This window comes from Vibrio chagasii (assembly GCA_041879415.1).
In the GTDB taxonomy this organism is placed as follows: Bacteria; Pseudomonadota; Gammaproteobacteria; order Enterobacterales; family Vibrionaceae; genus Vibrio.
Genome location: CP090852.1, coordinates 787,826 through 806,277 on the forward strand (window position 1 = coordinate 787,826; position 18,452 = coordinate 806,277).

13 protein-coding genes are annotated in these 18,452 nt (G+C 46.3%); 6 read left to right on the plus strand and 7 right to left on the minus strand.

From position 1 onward, the window contains the following. Positions 1-91: 91 nt before the first annotated feature. The gene (xsc, locus tag L0991_17450) at positions 92-1,903 is read right to left on the minus strand and encodes a sulfoacetaldehyde acetyltransferase (protein ID XGB65314.1); all 1,812 of its coding nucleotides are present in this window, start codon (positions 1,901-1,903) and stop codon (positions 92-94) included. Between the two features lie 264 nt (positions 1,904-2,167). On the opposite strand from xsc, the gene L0991_17455 reads away from it, so the two are divergent. Continuing rightward, the gene (locus L0991_17455) at positions 2,168-3,148 is read left to right on the plus strand and encodes a MoxR family ATPase (GenBank protein ID XGB65315.1); all 981 of its coding nucleotides are present in this window, start codon (positions 2,168-2,170) and stop codon (positions 3,146-3,148) included. Between the two features lie 3 nt (positions 3,149-3,151). Continuing rightward, entirely contained in the window at positions 3,152-4,873 is a 1,722-nt protein-coding gene (locus L0991_17460) for a cobalamin biosynthesis protein CobT (GenBank protein ID XGB65316.1), read from the plus strand. A 50-nt stretch (positions 4,874-4,923) separates the two neighbouring features. Here L0991_17460 and L0991_17465 read toward each other — a convergent pair whose 3' ends face one another. Together L0991_17465 and pta are read right to left on the minus strand one after the other, a co-directional pair. After that, entirely contained in the window at positions 4,924-5,691 is a 768-nt protein-coding gene (locus tag L0991_17465) for a sulfite exporter TauE/SafE family protein (GenBank protein XGB65317.1), read from the minus strand. A gap of 74 nt (positions 5,692-5,765) precedes the next feature. Further along, on the minus strand, positions 5,766-6,839 hold the full coding sequence (gene pta / locus L0991_17470) for a phosphate acetyltransferase (protein ID XGB65318.1): 1,074 nt from the start codon (positions 6,837-6,839) through the stop codon (positions 5,766-5,768). Positions 6,840-6,993: 154 nt separating this feature from the next. On the opposite strand from pta, the gene L0991_17475 reads away from it, so the two are divergent. Continuing rightward, entirely contained in the window at positions 6,994-7,782 is a 789-nt protein-coding gene (locus L0991_17475) for an IclR family transcriptional regulator (GenBank protein ID XGB65319.1), read from the plus strand. A gap of 87 nt (positions 7,783-7,869) precedes the next feature. After that, positions 7,870-9,297 (plus strand): NAD-dependent succinate-semialdehyde dehydrogenase, encoded by a 1,428-nt coding sequence (locus tag L0991_17480; GenBank protein XGB65320.1) that lies wholly within the window; start codon positions 7,870-7,872, stop codon positions 9,295-9,297. A gap of 151 nt (positions 9,298-9,448) precedes the next feature. Here L0991_17480 and L0991_17485 read toward each other — a convergent pair whose 3' ends face one another. Both L0991_17485 and L0991_17490 read right to left on the minus strand, forming a co-directional pair. Beyond that, positions 9,449-11,632, minus strand: coding sequence for a malate synthase G (locus L0991_17485; protein ID XGB65321.1), 2,184 nt, complete (start codon positions 11,630-11,632; stop codon positions 9,449-9,451). A 118-nt stretch (positions 11,633-11,750) separates the two neighbouring features. Next, positions 11,751-12,704, minus strand: coding sequence for a LysR family transcriptional regulator (locus L0991_17490; GenBank protein ID XGB65322.1), 954 nt, complete (start codon positions 12,702-12,704; stop codon positions 11,751-11,753). A gap of 129 nt (positions 12,705-12,833) precedes the next feature. Here L0991_17490 and L0991_17495 point away from each other — a divergent pair, with 129 nt between their 5' ends. After that, positions 12,834-14,432: an isocitrate lyase gene (locus L0991_17495; GenBank protein XGB65323.1), complete on the plus strand. Its 1,599-nt coding sequence runs from the start codon at positions 12,834-12,836 to the stop codon at positions 14,430-14,432. Positions 14,433-14,665: 233 nt separating this feature from the next. Next, positions 14,666-15,262, plus strand: coding sequence for a hypothetical protein (locus L0991_17500; GenBank protein ID XGB65324.1), 597 nt, complete (start codon positions 14,666-14,668; stop codon positions 15,260-15,262). A 95-nt stretch (positions 15,263-15,357) separates the two neighbouring features. Here the strand turns inward: L0991_17500 and L0991_17505 are convergent, their stop codons facing one another. Next, positions 15,358-15,750 carry a cystatin domain-containing protein gene (locus L0991_17505; GenBank protein ID XGB65325.1) on the minus strand — a complete coding sequence of 131 codons (393 nt, stop codon included), beginning with the start codon at positions 15,748-15,750 and terminating at the stop codon, positions 15,358-15,360. Between the two features lie 205 nt (positions 15,751-15,955). Next, on the minus strand, positions 15,956-18,385 hold the full coding sequence (locus L0991_17510; GenBank protein XGB65326.1) for a M9 family metallopeptidase: 2,430 nt from the start codon (positions 18,383-18,385) through the stop codon (positions 15,956-15,958). Positions 18,386-18,452: the final 67 nt, after the last annotated feature.

The following is an 18,452-nucleotide window of genomic DNA, read 5'->3' on the forward strand; positions in this document are numbered from 1 at the left end:
ACCATCACTGAATTTGTTTGTCCGACTCCGATCTCGATAGCCTTCTCCCTAACACTTTCGATAATACAGTGCCGGACAAACTTCCTATTGGTTATACGTAATCTTTGTATTTATCTAGGAAACGAACCGGTTTAGACAATGCGTCTCGACGGAACGGGTCGCCCAGTTCTTGAGTACACATGATCTCAATGATGGTTGTTTTGCCTTCATTCATTTGCATGTCGATGGCTTTTTGTAGAGTTGGACCAACATCTTCTAGCTTATCAACCGTGATACCTTCAGCACCCATTGCTCGAGCGATCTCTGCAAAGCTTTGGTTGTCTAGTTCACCAGCGACAAAACGTCGGTTGTAGAAGTCAACTTGGTTCTTCTTCTCTGCGCCCCATTGACGGTTGTGGAATACCACCGCAGTCACAGGAATGTTATGACGAACACACGTCATGGTCTCCATCAGGCTCATGCCCCACGCGCCGTCGCCTGCGTAAGAGATAGCTGGACGATGAGGTGCTGCTGCTTTCGCACCAATGATGGTCGGGAACGCGTAGCCACAGTTACCGAAACTCATTGCCGCAAAGAAGCTGCGCGGTTTTTCAAAACGTAAATAGCTGTTTGCAACCGAGTTGATGTTACCGATATCCGTTGAGACCATTACGTCTTCTGGCATCGCTTTTTCTAGTTCACGAAGTACTTGGCGTGGGTGAAGATATTCACCACCAGAGAATGGAGTCTCATGCGAGTTTTCTTCGATCATGTCCAAGCTGAACGAGTCACGCTCGTGCGTCCATTCATCAAGCTCTTTTTCCCACAGCGCTTTTTCTGTTGCGACGGTGTCTTGGCGAGCACCTTTGTTGTCATCACAAAGCAGTGCACGACCTTCCAATCTCTCAGTTAATGCCACTGCAGCCGCTTTCGCATCCCCACAAATACCCACAGAGATCTTCTTAACCAAGCCAAGCATCTTGTTGTCCGCATCAATCTGAATGATTTTTGCGTTCTTCGGCCAGTAATCCATACCGTGCTGAGGCAATGTGCCGAATGGACCAAGGCGAGTACCGAGAGCAATAACCACATCCGCTTGAGCCATCAACTTCATTGCAGCCTTCGAACCTTGGTAACCTAGTGGGCCACACCATAATGGGTGACTTGCTGGGAACGAATCATTGTGTAGGTAGCTGTTTACTACTGGCGCGCCCAGTCTTTCAGCCAGTGCTGCACACTCTTGAACCGCGTCAGCCATTACCACACCGCCACCAGAAATGATGACTGGGAATTTCGCTTCAGCAATCAAGTCTGCCGCTTCATTCAGAGATTTTTCCCCACCTGGACCACGGTCTAAACGTGCTGGTTGAGGGATCTCGGTTTTAATCTCACCGTAGAAGTAGTCACGTGGAATGTTAAGTTGAGTAGGCCCCATCTCACTCATTGCACGGTCAAAGCATCGACCCGTGTACTCCGCCATACGGTCAGGGTGCGTTACATGCCCTTGATACTTAGTAAACTCTTGGAACATTGGAAGTTGGTTACATTCTTGGAAACCACCTAAGCCCATTGTTTTAGTGCCGGTCTCTGGCGTCACAATAACAACAGGGCTGTGTGCCCAATACGCTGCTGCAATTGCTGTTACACAGTTACTGATACCCGGGCCATTCTGGCCAATAACTACCCCGTGGCGACCAGAGACTCGCGAGTAACCATCTGCCATGTGAGCAGCACCTTGCTCGTGTACCACTGGGACCAATCGAATGCCAGCAGGAGCAAAGATATCCATTGCATCCATAAATGCCGAACCCATGATGCCGAACATATCGGTGACATCATTGGCGACCATAGTTTCAACGAACGCTTCTGATGGTGTCATTGTTACTGTGCCGGAAACAACCGTACGTTTTTCTTGCTCACTCATTCTTCCATTCTCCTTGAGTTAACCTAAATTTCATTTTTCGGAATGAATTGTCTCTTTTTCGAATTCAAATTCACCTTAGTAGTAGATTTTTTGCGCGTCAACTTTTTGCGTTAAAATGGAACAATTCATTCTAATTAATAAAACCAGATCACATTATTGGTAGTTTTTCGTACAAAAAGTGCCGTTAACTCCAAGAGAGAGGTTAATAATCCGTAGCAGTTCAAAAATCACAGCAGTCATGAAAGCGAGAATGGGGAATAAAAAATGAACAATGAGGAATTGCGACCAACGCAACAGGTAAGTGTAAGAGAGCATTTCGGCATCGATAGCGACTTAACGGTGTTAGCCTTTGAGAAGGAGGGAGAGTACGTACCGAAGATCGATCCCAACTACTGTTTTGATCCTGAAGTCACGCTCGCAATATTAGCGGGCTTCACATCTAACCGTCGCACGCTAATACAAGGTACACACGGAACCGGCAAGTCTTCTCATATAGAGCAAGTGGCAGCACGATTAAATTGGCCATGCTTGAGGATCAACCTAGATGGACACTTAAGCCGATTAGATTTCATTGGCAAAGATAGCATCGTCATTAAAGATGGAATGCAGATAACAGAGTTTAAGGAAGGGATTCTTCCACAAAGTATTCAGCAACCCATCGCATTAGTGTTGGACGAATACGATGCGGGCCGACCTGATGTGATGTTTGTGATTCAGCAACTGCTAGAGCAAGACGGCAAATACACTTCTCTCGAGCAAAACCGAGTGATTACTCCCCACCCTTCTTTCCGCCTGTTTGCGACCTGCAATACACTCGGTTTAGGCAACTTTTCCGGTTTGTACTCTGGTACTCAAGTGCTTAACCATAGCCAACTTGACCGATGGAACATCATCGCGACACTTAACTATTTAGACTCACACCATGAAACTAAGATCGTTCTATCAAAGCGCCCAGAGCTAAACAATGAAAGCGGTCAGCAGTTAGTAGAGAAAATGATCGCCACCGCCGGTTTAACGCGAAATGGATTTAGAGCAGGCGATTTATCAACGGTTATGTCGCCAAGAACAGTAATCACATGGGCTGAGAATATTCGAATATTCAACAATGTAGCCACTGCATTTAGGCTGTCGTTCCTCAACCGTTGTGAAGAAGAAGAGAAGGAGCTGGTTCGCGAATATTACTTCCGCTGCTTTGGTGAGGCTCTAGAGGATCATACTCAGAGCTATGCTCAATCGGAGTCCTAATCGATGGCTAATATTTCCTCCCGACAGAAAAAGATCCTCGATATTGGCGTATCGGTTGCCAGAGCGATCAGCGGTGAGTTGAATCTGAATTACCGAGGAGAGCGCCTCTACAACGGTAGCCGTCCTTGTTATCACTTATCAGCACACACCAACGATCTCACCTTTGTGTCACGCCATGAGCTCATCAATAGTAAATTATCGATGAACGGTAAAATTGACTCCTCCGCATTGAGGCTGCTGCTTTCTGATGCTGAGCTTCACTATTCACTGCGCCCAAAAAATGAAGTTGAGCGTCTACTGTTCGATTTTTGCGAGCAGGTACGAATCGAGTCACAAGTCCCAGCTTACCTCAAAGGCGTCTCTAAAAGCATTCAGTTCAACTTTGCGTATTGGAGCGATCAATATCATCAAAATGGCTTTACTGAATCCCGCATTGGTATTTTGTTGTTCACATTAATGCAGGTCATCCACACTCGCTTAACGGGTGTTCCAGTCTCGGAGCCCATCGCTGAAACCATTGAATCAACTCGGGCAGGCATCGTGCCTATATTCGGTAGCTGTCTAAAGCAATTAAAAGAGCATCGAGCCGATCAACAGCGGTTTGCTCACTATGCCAACGAGCTCGCGTCTCTGGCACAAGCACTTATCAGCGAAGAACAGGAGAGTGAAAACTCAAGCACACCAACTGTCGAAGAAGACATTAAAATCCTCGCACAACTTGCGTTAATCGTTGATGGTGACATAGAAGAGGAAGAGGTTGATGCAGACATCACTGGCAGTAGTAAGGTATTCGAGCTCTCCGGTGCCAATTACCAGATCTTTAACTCAGAGTTCGATCAAGTGATCGCCGCAGATAAGCTTGTTAGGCGTGCCCTGTTATTCGAACTGAGGCAAAAACTCACTGATGACTTGATGGCGAGACAAGTGAATACCCGGCGCTTAGCTGCCATGCTGTCTGGTTTTGTCGCCACACCACAACGAATTCGGCGCCAAGAACACCTAGAAGAAGGCATCGTGAACGCCACCACCATCACTAAGCTCATCACAGCTCCTTTAGACCGTACGGTTTTTTATCAGCCTGAAATTGGCCCGTCCCACCAATGTGCCATCACGTTTTTGATGGACTGTTCGGGATCAATGCAAAAACACAGTCATAAACTCAGCCTACTGATGGATACGATTCTCAAATCCGTTGGACTCGCCAATATCCCCTTTGAGATTATCGGCTTTACCACCAATAACTGGAACGGTGGCAAGGTCTATCGTCAATGGCTTAAACAAGGCCAACCGAAACATCCTGGGCGTTTAAATGAGGTTAGACATATCGTATTTAAAGATTTTGATACGCATTGGAGACGCGCTCGACTCGGTATTGCCAGCCTTCGTAAAGCAGACATCTTCAAAGAAGGAATTGACGGAGAAGCGGTTCAGTTTGCTAGCCAGCGATTGCAGCAGCACAGCGCACAACGAAAAATCTTGTTTGTGTTTTCGGATGGCTGCCCGATGGATACCGCCACCAGCACAGCCAATGATCAATTCTATTTAGATAACCACCTCAAACAAGTGATTGAACGCGAGACGACTAAGAATAACATTGAGATCCACGGCGTAGGTATGGGGGTTGATTTGAGCCCCTATTATCGCAGCAACATCACGTTGGACGCGCAAGAGAGCTGCTTGTTTGGACTATGTAGAGGGATCTTTGAGATGCTAAAGCGTGTTTAATCTATGAAGCTTTGGCTAGCAACTCGCTAGCCTCACTGATAAAGCGGATTTTACGAAGCTCCCAACAATGACCATGCCGAGACCGCCATCAAATATCCACCAATCAACATCAATACACCAAACACCAACTTCCTCAATTGATCATTAGACAAGGGAGGCGGAAAGCGGCGCGCAAACATGGTGACAAGCGCCACCAAAGGAATAGCAATCGCAGATAGCCACAATATGCTCGCTTCCATATCGCCTGCAGCGTAAACATTCACGGTACGTGACATCGACGTGCAAGCGAACACCATCAGCAGTGTGCTTCGTACTAAATCAAGCGTAAAAGGTTGCCTGTAGAGATGATAAACAATCGGTGGGCCCGCCATACCAAACAGCCCACCCGCGAGACCAGAACTAAACCCTGACACATAAAATGATAGAGTTGCTGAGCGTTCTGTTCTGGTTTTAGGTTTGAACATAAAACTCAGACCAGCGAATAACACCATAGCGCCCAATAAAGCCCGTAGGATATGCGTTGCAGATTCGCTCAATTCGCCCAACAAGAACACCCCTAGCGAAACCCCAGGGATAATACCGAGCACTAACACCACAAGGATTTTTAGCTCACCAAGCAAAGGCTTACCCATTAAAGCAACCAAGCAATTGAACAAGGTGACAATGCTCACCACGGCGGCAATAACGTTAATGGAAACCAGATTAAGGCTGACCGTCAAACCAATTACAATGATGCCTAACCCAAAGCCCGTGACCGTTTGAAAATAGGTGCCTAGCGCAATGGTGGCCAAAATAGCGAGTAACACCGGTAACTCCATTAGCAATCCTAATTCGATACTTGTTATTTAGTGTGAGGGCGAGATCTAGGTATTCAGCTTTGGCTAATTAAGGCTTAGTACCTAAACTCAAATTCCGATTCTTCTTTCTCTTCCACATTAGCTTCGGTATCAAGAGTTGAGTTTGCTGCTTTACCTTGCTGCGCTTGAACGGCTGTCACCGCAATCACGTTAAAAATGTCTTCCGCGCTACAACCTCTCGACAGATCATTCGCCGGTTGATTCAACCCTTGGAGCAAAGGACCAATGGCGACCGCACCACCTAACCTTTCTGCCAACTTGTAACCTATATTGCCCGCTTCAAGGTTGGGGAAGATCAACACATTCGATTGACCTTTCACTTCGGAATCAGGCAACTTTTTAGCCGCGATTTCGGTAACAATCGCTGCATCAAGCTGAACATCTTGGTCAACCGCAATACCAGGGCAACGCTGTTTCACTATCTGCGCAGCACTGCGCACCTTATCGACTGACTCATGTTTCGCGCTACCGTTGGTAGAGAATGAAAGCATCGCCAACTTGGGCTCTTCCATTAGCAACGCCTGAGCACTTTGAGAAGCGGCAACCGCGATGGATGCCAGCTCAGTTTCATTGGGGTTAATCACCAAGCCGCAGTCACTGAAAATCAGACCACCTTTTAGGTTATGGAAAGGCTCACACAACATCATGAGAAAGAAACTCGACACCAACTCGCTAGCGGGAGCAGGGCCGATGATCTGCAGCGCGGCTCGTACTACATCAGAAGTGGTATACACCGCACCATTAACCGTGCCGTCTACTAACCCTTCCCTCACCATCAAATTGGCAAAGATCAGTGGGTCTTTAACCTTCTCCAAAGCATCTTCATAAGTCATTCCTTTGGCTTTTCGTAATTCATATAGGCGCTCAGCCAGCACGGCTTTCAGAGCTGACGTTTGAGGTGAAACAATGTGAATGCCAGCAAGATTAATATGATGCAACTGCGCGGCTTCAATGATCGCCTTTTCATCCCCCACTAGCGTGATATGGGCGAGCTGCTTATCAACCGCTAATCGTGCTGCGGCGAGTACCCGAGGATCTTCCGCTTCGCTCAACACCACACGCTTACGATCTAAGTGCGCCTTATCAATAATCCGTTCAATTGCCTTCATGATAAAATTCCATTTATTGAGATTAATCGTTCCATAATTTAACTTTATATTATTGAAATAATAAAAAAGGTCAAATATTATTCAGATAATTGAAGGAAATTGATTTGCTATGTACACTCTTACACATAGACATATCGCAAGGATGAATCACTGTATGCAAACAGAAACACCACAAGTTCAAGGAGATACGCCAACTCTTCGACTTTTTGCTCTATTAGAGGTAATCGCACAGAAAGACGAATTCATTTCTCTTCAAGGATTAGTCGAAGAAACCGGGCTTCCTAAACCGACGTTGCACCGTATGCTGCAACAACTGGAATCAGCAGGCATCATTCAAAGAGATGGTGACGATAAGCACTACAGTTCGGGGATTCGACTCAGAAAACTGGCCGAAAACCTACTCTTCAATAGCACTATGCACAGTGCAAGACGCACGATTCTTGAAAACCTACGTGCAGAAGTTGGCGAGAGCTGTAACCTGACAGCGCTATCGAGCGGCGAGATCATCTATCTTGACCGTGCAGAAACGGAAGCCCCACTTCGTTTCCACCTCCAACCCGGCTCTCGCGTTCCAGTGCATTGCTCGGCTACCGGCAAACTGTTTTTGGCTCACATGTCGAAATCACAACGCAGACGACTGATCGAGAATGTGCCTCTGACGCAGTACACAGTAAAAACCATTACCGACTACTCCGTTCTAGAACAAGATATCGAAGAAGCGAAGATCCAAGGCTATGCGATTGACGATGAAGAGTTTCTTCCAGGTTTGGTGTGTATCGCGGTACTCATCCCATCACCAACCGGTCAATCCAACCTTGGTTTAGCAATTCAAGCACCTGTGATTCGAGTGAAGCCAGATGAAGCGATTAAGTTTTTGCCTGCACTACAAAAAGCGGCGAAAGCATTAGCGAAAATCGAAGCGGACAACTGGGGCCAACAATAAATAGTTTGAGGCTATCTGGCTCCTCGTCAGCGGTAAGTTCACTCACTAGGTCAACACGTGTTAAGTAATCATCAATAAGGAACCACAATGCTCAAAATCAACAACAAGCAATTACTCTCTTTTATGGTGACAGAAGCAGATAACGCGGTTGCGGTCACCAATCCAGCAACCGGTGAGCTCATTGGCTATGCGCCAATCTCTACCGAGGTGGAGCTAGATAAAGCTATCAAGCGTGCAAATATCGCGCAGAAAGAGTGGGCAAAAGTTCCAGCCAAAACTCGCGCTGCGCTGCTTAATAATTGGTATAAGTTGATCCTTGAAAACAAAGATGACCTTGCTCGCTTGATGACCATGGAACAAGGTAAACCGTTGGCAGAAGCGACTGGCGAAGTGGTTTACGGAGCAAGCTTTATTGAGTGGTTCGCCGAAGAAGCCAAGCGCACCTACGGCGATTCGATCCCTAGTACTGCGGCAGATAAACGCTTAGTCACCATCAAACAACCGATTGGGGTAGCCTGTGCCATCACGCCATGGAACTTTCCCGTTGCAATGATCACCCGTAAAGCAGCGCCTGCGTTAGCGGCTGGCTGTAGCTTCATTGTGAAACCTTCTGACGAGACACCACTTTCTGCGTTTGCGGTCGTTAAACTGGCTTACCAAGCTGGAATCCCTGAAGACCTTATTCAAGTGGTTTTAGGTAACAGTCCGGAACAAATCGGCGAACTGTTTACCTCTCACCCATTAATCAAAAAGATCTCATTTACCGGCTCTACCCGTGTTGGCAGCATCTTGATGGCGCAAGCCGCCAAAGGCATCAAACGCACTTCAATGGAACTTGGCGGCAACGCACCCTTTATTGTGTTTGATGACGCAGACATCGACGCTGCCGTGCAAGGTGCAATGGCATCTAAGTTCCGTAATGCAGGGCAAACTTGTGTTTGTGCTAACCGCTTCTATATCCACAGTAAAGTACACGATGAATTTGTAGCTAAGTTCGACCAAGCAGTACAACAGCTTAAGGTCGGAAATGGCTTAGATGAAGGCGTCAATATCGGCCCAGTCATCAGTGAAAGAGCAAAGCAAAATATCCAAAGCTTAATTGACCGAGCGATTGAGCAAGGTGCACAGCCTGTTACACCAACTCAATTACTCGATGGCCAGTTTATTCAACCCGTCATTCTTAAAGACGTGAAACATGACATGGACATCGTTCAACAAGAGATCTTTGGCCCTGTCGCTCCAGTTATGAAGTTCGACAGTGATGAAGAACTCATCGAGATGGCGAACGATACGATTTATGGTTTAGCGTCTTACTTCTACAGCCAGAATATTCACCGGGTGTGGAAGGTAGCAGAAGCGCTTGAATACGGTATGGTTGGCATCAATGACGGCTTGATCTCTACTGAAGTAGCACCGTTTGGTGGGGTGAAACAGTCGGGCATTGGTCGTGAAGGGGCAAAAGAAGGCATCGATGAGTACATGGATATTAAGTATCTATGCTTCGGTGGAAATTAAGGCTTCGGTGGAAACTAGGCTTTTCTCCTCAACCCCTCTGAAAACGAAAGCAAAAAAAAGCCGCGCTATACTGCGCGGCACCTTGGGCTCGGTTAAGGGGGGTTACTTTTATCGTTATTATTCTTTTCTTTCTTATTATCCGGTTGTTTAGCTATTTAAGTGATTTGAGTTTCAAGCGCATAGCGTGGAGTACTGGCTCGGTATAACCGCTTGGCTGAGCACAGCCTTCAAACACCAGCTGACACGCTGCAGAAAACGCAATGCTGTTTTCAAAATTAGGCGCCATATTCTGGTAGCTTGGATCCCCAGCGTTTTGCTCATCAACAACAGCAGCCATGCGCTTCATCGTTTTCATCACTTGGGCTTCATCGCAAATGCCATGGCGTAACCAGTTTGCAATGTGCTGGCTCGAAATACGCAGTGTGGCACGGTCTTCCATAAGTCCTACGTTATTAATATCAGGAACTTTCGAACAACCTACACCTTGGTCAATCCAACGCACTACGTAACCTAGAATGCCTTGCGTGTTGTTATCCAATTCATTTTGAATATCTTGTGCAGTCAGCTTTTGATTACCCAGCAGAGGAATAGTAAGGATATCGTCAACGTTCGCTCTCACACGCTCGCGTAGCTCTTTTTGGCGACTTGGAACACTGACCTTGTGGTAGTGCAATGCGTGCAAAGTAGCCGCGGTTGGCGAAGGAACCCAAGCGGTATTAGCACCCGCTTGTGGGTGGCCAATTTTGGCATCCATCATCTTCGCCATGTTGTCTGGTTCTGGCCACATACCTTTACCAATTTGGGCTTTACCTTGCAGGCCACAAGCTAAGCCCAGATCAACGTTTTGATCTTCGTAAGCGCCAATCCATGTCATGGTTTTAAGTTGCGTTTTAGGAGCAAATGGACCCGCTTCCATACTCGTATGAATCTCGTCACCCGTTCGGTCCAAGAAACCTGTGTTGATGAACACAACACGATCTTTAGCGGCGCGGATACACTCTTTCAAGTTCACAGAGGTACGGCGCTCTTCATCCATAATTCCAACTTTGATAGTAAAGCGTTCTAAACCTAATGCGTCTTCAATGCGACCAAAAAGCTCATTGGTAAATGCCACTTCTTCAGGGCCATGCATCTTAGGTTTTACGATATTTATGCTGTTAGCGGTCGAGTTTTGGTAAGCACTGTTACCTTTCAAATCGTGCATAGCGATAAGTGAAGTAATCATGCCATCCATGATGCCTTCAGGGACTTCATTCCCTTCATCATCAATGATCGCTGGGTTCGTCATTAAATGACCAACATTACGAACAAACAACATGCTTCGACCTTTAAGCGAGATCTCACCACCCGTTACGCTGGTGTATTGGCGATCTGGATTCAGGCTACGAACAATGGTCTTGCCATTTTTTTCTAGCGACTCTTGTAGGTCACCTTTCATCAAGCCTAACCAGTTACGGTAAGCCAGTGCCTTATCTTCACCATCAACAGCGGCAACTGAGTCTTCGCAATCCATAATGGTCGTTAGTGCAGCTTCCACCAGCACATCTTTAATACCGGCTGCATCTACGCTGCCGATTGGCGCACTAGGATCGATTTGAATTTCGATATGAAGGTTATTATGTTTAAGCAGGATACAAGACGGCGCACTAGCGTCACCTTGATAACCAATAAATTGATTGCGGTCGATTAGCGTGACTTCTTCGCCGTTATCGAGAGTCGCCGTAAGCGTGTTGCCGATGCTCACGTTGCTGATGCTGTATTTAGTCACGTCTTTATGAGAAACGCCATTGAGCGGTGCGGCATCATCAAGGAAACCACGAGCATAGCTCACCACTTTGGCACCACGTACTGGGTTAAAGCTACCGCCTTTCTCTGCGCCATCACTCTCGCTGATCACGTCTGTGCCGTAGAGCGCATCATATAGACTACCCCAGCGCGCGTTTGCTGCGTTAAGTGCAAATCGCGCGTTCATGATAGGCACTACAAGCTGCGGCCCAGCTTGAGTTGCGATTTCAGGCTCAACATTGGCAGTCGTTACTTGGAAATCATCGCCTTCAGGTACTAGGTAGCCGATCTGCTGTAGGAACTGTTTATATTCTGCAGCATCCAGAGTTTGACCAGCACGCTCTTGGTGCCATACATCGATTTGATGTTGGAGATCTTCACGCTTGATAAGCAATGCACGATTCTTTGGTGCCAGATCTTTGAGGATGGTTGCAAATGACTGCCAGAAGTCTTCTGCAAGAATACCCGTGCCAGGGATGATCTGTTCATTAACTAGTTGGTAGAGGGTGCTATCTATGTTCAAGCTTCCCTGTTGAATACGACTGCTCATAAAATCTCTCTCAAGTTAATCACTGACTACTCACTTAAATTTACGTAACTGACGAAAATTTAGCTAATTTATGCCACTTATAATGGACATTCACAAAAGAAATACCCTAAAAATAGGGCTATTCCGTCACACCACTTTCGATTTCATTGGCGACACTTTTGATCAAGCGGCGCATCCACTGGTGGTCTGGATTGGTTTGTAACAACGGGCTCCACGCCATCTTCACTTCAAAAGGTTCGATGGCAAAGGGAGCCGGTTTGATCAATAACTTAGGGTTGTTGCGTTGCAGCTGTGCTGCTTTGGTTGGGATGGTAAGGATCAGGTTTTTCTGTTGCGCGAATAGAATCGCTGACAGGTAGTGTCGAGTAAACACAGTAATGTTTCGGGTTTTACCTATACGCATTAACGCTTCATCAATCCAACCTAATTTCTGCGCTTCACTTGGGTTAATCCCAACCCCCGTACCCATACCGGTTTTGCTCACCCAAATGTGTTGCGCTTTTAAGTAAGAAAGAATATCGAAATTGTCAGCTATCGGATTGTCGCAGCTAAACAAGCAAGAGAAGCCGTCGTGCCAAAGGCTCATCTGGTGAAAGGACTGGGGAATATCGTCGAAGCGGTTAATGATGATATCAACAGTACCCTGCTCTACATCCTGATAACTCACATCACTTGGCGTCATAATATCGAGGCGTATTTTCGGCGCTATCTCACTCAACCTTTTTAATAACGGCTGGATAATGGTGGATTCCGCATAATCACTCGCCATGATACGAAATACGCGTTCACTGTCTTCTGCGTTAAATTCCGTCGTTGGTTGCAAGGTCTTTTCTACATTCGCCAAGATGTTGCGAATCAAAGGTTGCAACTTTTGCGCGCGCTCGGTTGGCACCATTCCTTCACTTGTTCTGACCAACAACGGATCCTCAAGTAGATCGCGTAATCGGCGCAGTCCATTACTCATTGCAGGCTGAGTAATCCCAAGCTGATTCGCTGCTCGCGTAACGTTTCTTTCACGTAGCAACATGTCTAAATACACAAGTAAATTAAGGTCTATACGAGCAATATTCATATAAAAAATACCGAATATAATAACTATAAATTAACAAAATTATCACATGTATGATTATTCTTTGTCCATAGCAAAGTTTTAATCCAAGCCAAGTTGGCAACCATACCCACGTGAAACTAAGGAATAGTTATGTCGCAAATTACACAAGATATCGAAATGATAGAAGTTGCAAAAAGCGCTGCAGGTGCTCCATGGGATGCAATCGATGCTGAATCTGCTGCTCGTATGCGAGCTCAAAACAAATTCAAAACAGGTCTAGATATCGCACAATACACGGCGGATATCATGCGTGCGGATATGGAGGCTTACGATAAAGACAGCTCTCAATACACTCAATCTCTAGGTTGCTGGCACGGTTTTATCGGCCAACAAAAGCTGATTTCTATTAAGAAGCACTTTGATGGTAAAACAGATCGCCGCTACCTATACCTTTCTGGTTGGATGGTTGCAGCACTTCGTTCAGAGTTCGGTCCACTACCAGACCAATCAATGCACGAGAAAACATCAGTTGCAGCGCTAGTTGAAGAGCTATACACCTTCCTTCGTCAAGCAGATGCACGTGAACTAGGCGGTCTATTCCGTGAACTAGATGCAGCTCGTGAAGCCGGTGATGTTGACCTACAAGATCGCATCCAAGACCAAATTGACAACCACGTAACACACGTAGTGCCAATCATCGCGGATATCGATGCTGGTTTCGGTAACGCAGAAGCGACTTACCTAATGGCTAAGCAGATGATTGAAGCTGGTGCTTGTTGTCTACAAATCGAGAACCAAGTTGCCGATGAGAAGCAATGTGGTCACCAAGACGGCAAAGTAACCGTACCTCACGCTGATTTCCACGCGAAACTCCGTGCACTTCGTTACGCTTTCCTTGAGCTAGGCATCGACAACGGCATCATCGTTGCTCGTACCGATTCACAAGGTGCTGGTCTAACAAAAGAAATCGCAGTAGTGAAAGAGCCGGGCGACCAAGGTGACATCTACAACTCTTACCTAGATGTTGAAGAGATCGATGTAGCTGACATGAAACAAGGCGACGTTTGCTTCAACCGTGAAGGCAAGCTGGTACGTCCTAAGCGTCTACCATCTGGCTTGTACCAATTCCGTCAAGGTACTGGTGAAGACCGCTGTGTATTTGACTGTATTGAAGCAATCAACGCGGGTGCTGACCTACTTTGGATTGAAACAGAGAAGCCTCACATCGGCCAAATCAAAGAGATGATGGATGGCGTTCGTGAAGTACACCCTAATGCGAAACTGGTATACAACAACTCTCCTTCATTCAACTGGACGCTAAACTTCCGCCAACAAGCATATGATGCGATGGTTGAAGCTGGTGAAGACGTTTCTGCATACGACCGCGCTAACCTAATGGGCGCTGAGTACGATGAATCTGAACTATCTCAGCGTGCTGACGACAAGATCCGTACGTTCCAAGCAGATGCTTCTCGTGAAGCGGGTATCTTCCACCACTTGATTACTCTGCCTACTTACCACACTGCAGCGCTGTCTACTGACAACCTTGCAAAAGAGTACTTCGGTGACCAAGGCATGTTGGGTTACGTTGCTAACGTTCAACGTAAAGAAATCCGCCAAGGTATCGCATGTGTTAAACACCAAAACATGTCTGGTTCAGATATGGGTGATGACCACAAAGAGTACTTCGCGGGTGAAAACGCACTAAAAGCAGCGGGTGAACTAAATACATCGAACCAATTTGATTAATCGCTAGCACTTTTTGATTAGTCACTAAAACTAAAGCCTCCCCCGCCCTTCTCTCTTACTTCGGTAAGATCCGGGGGAAGGCTTTGAGATAAAGCTTGTACTGCCGGCTTTATCTCAAAGTCTCAGATTTGTGTCCTAACCCACGGCCAAGTGAGCAACTTCGGTTTAAGCTAACTGTATTCATGTTTTATGAGATTCCTGTTTGTTGAAATTTCTTTTGATTGAGAGCGCCTATGACTTCAATACCTAAACACCTACAAGATGCAAAAACACTGCTATCAGAGAACGGTTTCGCAACAGGTGATACTTGGTATCACGGAACCTCTTCAGCATTAATCGCTTCCATTAAAGGCCAAGGGCTAAAACGCTCGGGCGATAAAGCACTCAACCAAGCCGCCGTAAAAACCATGGCAACCATCGGCAATAACTACACAGAGTCTGTCGAGCCGGTCTTCCTAACTCAGAGTAAAGAGCTTGCGTACTACTGGGCACAACAAACGGTGAGAGAGCGCAGCGTTCGTTTCGAAGGTGAGGAGCAGCCTGTTGTATTAGAGGTGAATTTATCTGAAAAGCAACGCGCTAAAGTAAGACCTGATGTTGGCGCAATGAGCTTGCTGATGATGAGTGTAGGCGAACAGTTCATGGCGCATCTCGCTAAGGTTTACCAAGAGAACGATATTGCAGGCCCAGATATCGATCTTCGTACTGCAGACCGCATGGATTACCTGAACAAACTGGGCATGGCGTACATCGATGAAGACATCAGCCGAGCTTGCGTTGTGGAGTTATCCGAAAGCGAAGTATCAGAACCTGAATTATCTGAGGCGTAATAAACCGTTACGAGCTTACGATAAAGCAGAATAAAAATGGCTCCCAGTCGGGAGCCATTTTTGTGTGAGATATTATGTTCGATATCTAACTGGGGCTATTGGCACAAACGGCCTTGCTGCGCGGCCTGAACCATTTCGATATCGCCTTGTAGAGAGCGGTATACAATCGTATTCCACACTTCACCATTATCCATTTCAAACTCAATCGCGTAATTCAAACCAGCCACAACTTGAGTTCGAACGCTCAAAATCTGTTTAAGCTTCGCAGACGTGTTCATTTGACTAAGCACGGCGTCTAACGCTTGCTCTGCTTGTGGTGTGACTTCACTTTTCGACCAACCACCTGTTAGGTTTTTAGTACTACAGATCGGATTCGTATTCTCTTGTGATTGAGTCATCACTTCACCATTCTGACTGCAGCCAGCCAGAGCAACCACGCCAACTAAAGTCGCTACTCCAAGTAGTGATGTTAATCGTGCTTTCTTCATAAATCCTCACTAAATAAATCATTCAGTTTTAACAAGTGACTACACCGTTATCTCGGTGTTTCATATGCTTACAAGCTTAAACCGCCAATGTCATCACTTAATCAGAGATTATGGTGTAACGACTCTATAAACACAGAAAACTGTCAGAAAACAAAGCCGAGTGTCCATACTCGGCTTGTTATTTCACCTAATCGAGATTTGTGCCTTAATGAAAATAGACCAGCATCTCGACATGATCACCTTGCTGCTCTGCACTTAACAAGAAATGTAAGTACCCTTCTTCAGTCACTGGTATTTGTAGATACTCATTACTGCCACGATAATCCGACGCATAGTCATGCTGTCCAGCGGTTGGCCAATATGCACGGCTCGCAAACAGGTCAACATTACCTTGTTCTGTTGAACCACTGTTTTGATCGGTTAACCATACGCGAACCTCTCTTACTCCCTCTGGAATATAAACAGCCGCGTAACGTTGTTGATGAACCGTAAACAGGTGAGCTTTACCTGACTCTAATACCACAGGCGTTAGGTCATCTTGATCCGGAGAGGGTGGAACGGGTTGCTCTGTTTTTAACGATGCAAGCAGCTTCACACCGTTGAATTCAGTTCGTCCCGTAACACTCATGTAGTAACGACCGGGCTTAATATATCCCGTTGCCTCTGGCTCAAATGTCACCACCTCATTACTACCACTGCCATACTGGCTGAACTCAAAATCATAGTAATGTGCAGCGCGGTTGTAGCTCATGTAGAGATCTGCATCCCCCAGATTTTGTCCTTCAATTGATACCTCAAAATGGGTGGTGTTCTCAGGCACTTCGACGTAGAACAGCTGCTCAGTGTACGCTTCACCGCTCAACAGCACATTTTGGTTAGCAACAAGAGCCTTGATGTGATCGCTTGGTTCTATCGGTTCAGTTGGTTCTCCGGGTTCTGGTTTATCTTCAGTCGTTACCGTATCTAACCAACGCTCAAACTCACCATCGTACTGCTGGCCAAGCACTTTAACTTGCTTTGCCCAATCAGCGAACTGACCAGAGCGAGACAGCGCCAGTAAGCTTTGCACTTCATTAGGATGCTCTTCTAGCATAAAGCGAGTCGCTAAATACCCCCATCGGTAAATACGATTCGAATCATGAGAGTAAGTGGTCGCAAACACATCCGATAGGTGCATCTTGCCACTATCAATTAAGCGAATTGCAGCATCGTAGCCTTGCTTGTAGTGCATGTATTCAGCGAAGCCTTCTAACCACCACACTACATAACCATGAGCCAAGTTATCATTAAATGAACCATGTAGATTGAAGCGTGCATCTAGGTAATGAGTGTATTCGTGTTCAAAATTCAGAATAGCGAGCTCATCCCCATTGTCGTAACGGTAAGCCACGAAACGCGCTACATTATCCAAGTCGGCCGGATTGCCTTCTAAGTACTGACCACCGTTATCTGTCGTATTGCCAAACAGGAATGAAGAGTAGTCAACATAACTGCCTTTGCTACCAAATACCGCGATCTCAACATTATGATTGTTGTCGTCAGCCACCGGTTGCTGCCCAGTATTAGCCACTTGATGGAAGTCTGCCTCTTTTACCGCCAATACATCACATGCCTTTGCAGCTTGTGACTCGGTTAAATTTTGAGAGCGAAGAATAGCAGGACCTTGGCACTCGTAGCGGTTAGGTAAGATACGTCGGGCAACGTCGCGCTTCGCCTGTTCAAGATCGAGCCCGTTCAAACCCTCTGGTGCAAAGTATCCCAGCATTTCTACCGCCGCTAGCCACAGTTTGTCGTGCTCACTACCCAATGGATTTTGCACCATCACATCTTGCATCACTTGTAACGCTTTATCTTTAGTCGCTTTATCTGGGCTTGCAAGCAATCTCCCAGTCTCGCGCACCGCGTTGTAAACCAGAAAACTTGCATCTGTATCCAAAGCCCATCGATTGTCGCGAGCAAATTTCGCTAGTGTATCTATATGCTGAGTGTTGTTTGCTAGGTAGTCGTAGAAGCCATCTCGAGCGGCATGGCCGGCCATCGCTCGAAATAGATTATTGAGCCCATCGACCCACTGTGTGTCTTGCGCCGTTTCACGGTTGAAGTGGCTAAGTGCCGCAAGTTGTGCATCCATAGTGAGTGAAAGCTGCTTCACGTTGTCGACCATTAGAGTCAGGCTCTTCAGCGCACCAATTTGTTCTCGCCCTTGGTTTAGCGAATTAGGATTAGCAAGAAATGCATTGGTTGAGTGTGCAAAACGCTCACTCAAAGCCTCTGAAAAATCTTCTTCTCGCGCGTTATAACGAACGTAATAAGCTGCACGTACAAATTCACCTAAGTTTTCAAGTTTACGTGCTTGCTCAGATTCACCTCGGTAACGGGCTATCTCTAAGTTCAGTAGATTACTAATTTGGATCAGGCTGTTTTCGCTGTAGATATTGGATAACGAACTTTTTGATGCAGAGAACCAAGAGCTATAACAACTATTGTCGGCTAGTGAAACCGCAAGAGCGAGATCAGGTGACAACTGAAGTTCAGACACCTCACATTGGCTTTGAGCGAACGAGAAAGTAGATGCGCTAGAAAGTAAGCAAGCGAGCGCCAAGCGATGACGTGGAAATAAACGAGTATGAAGCATAATTATATTTGTTAGTTGTATATTTGGGTCGCCGTTATATTCCCTACAATTATAAAGGTGAATTTAG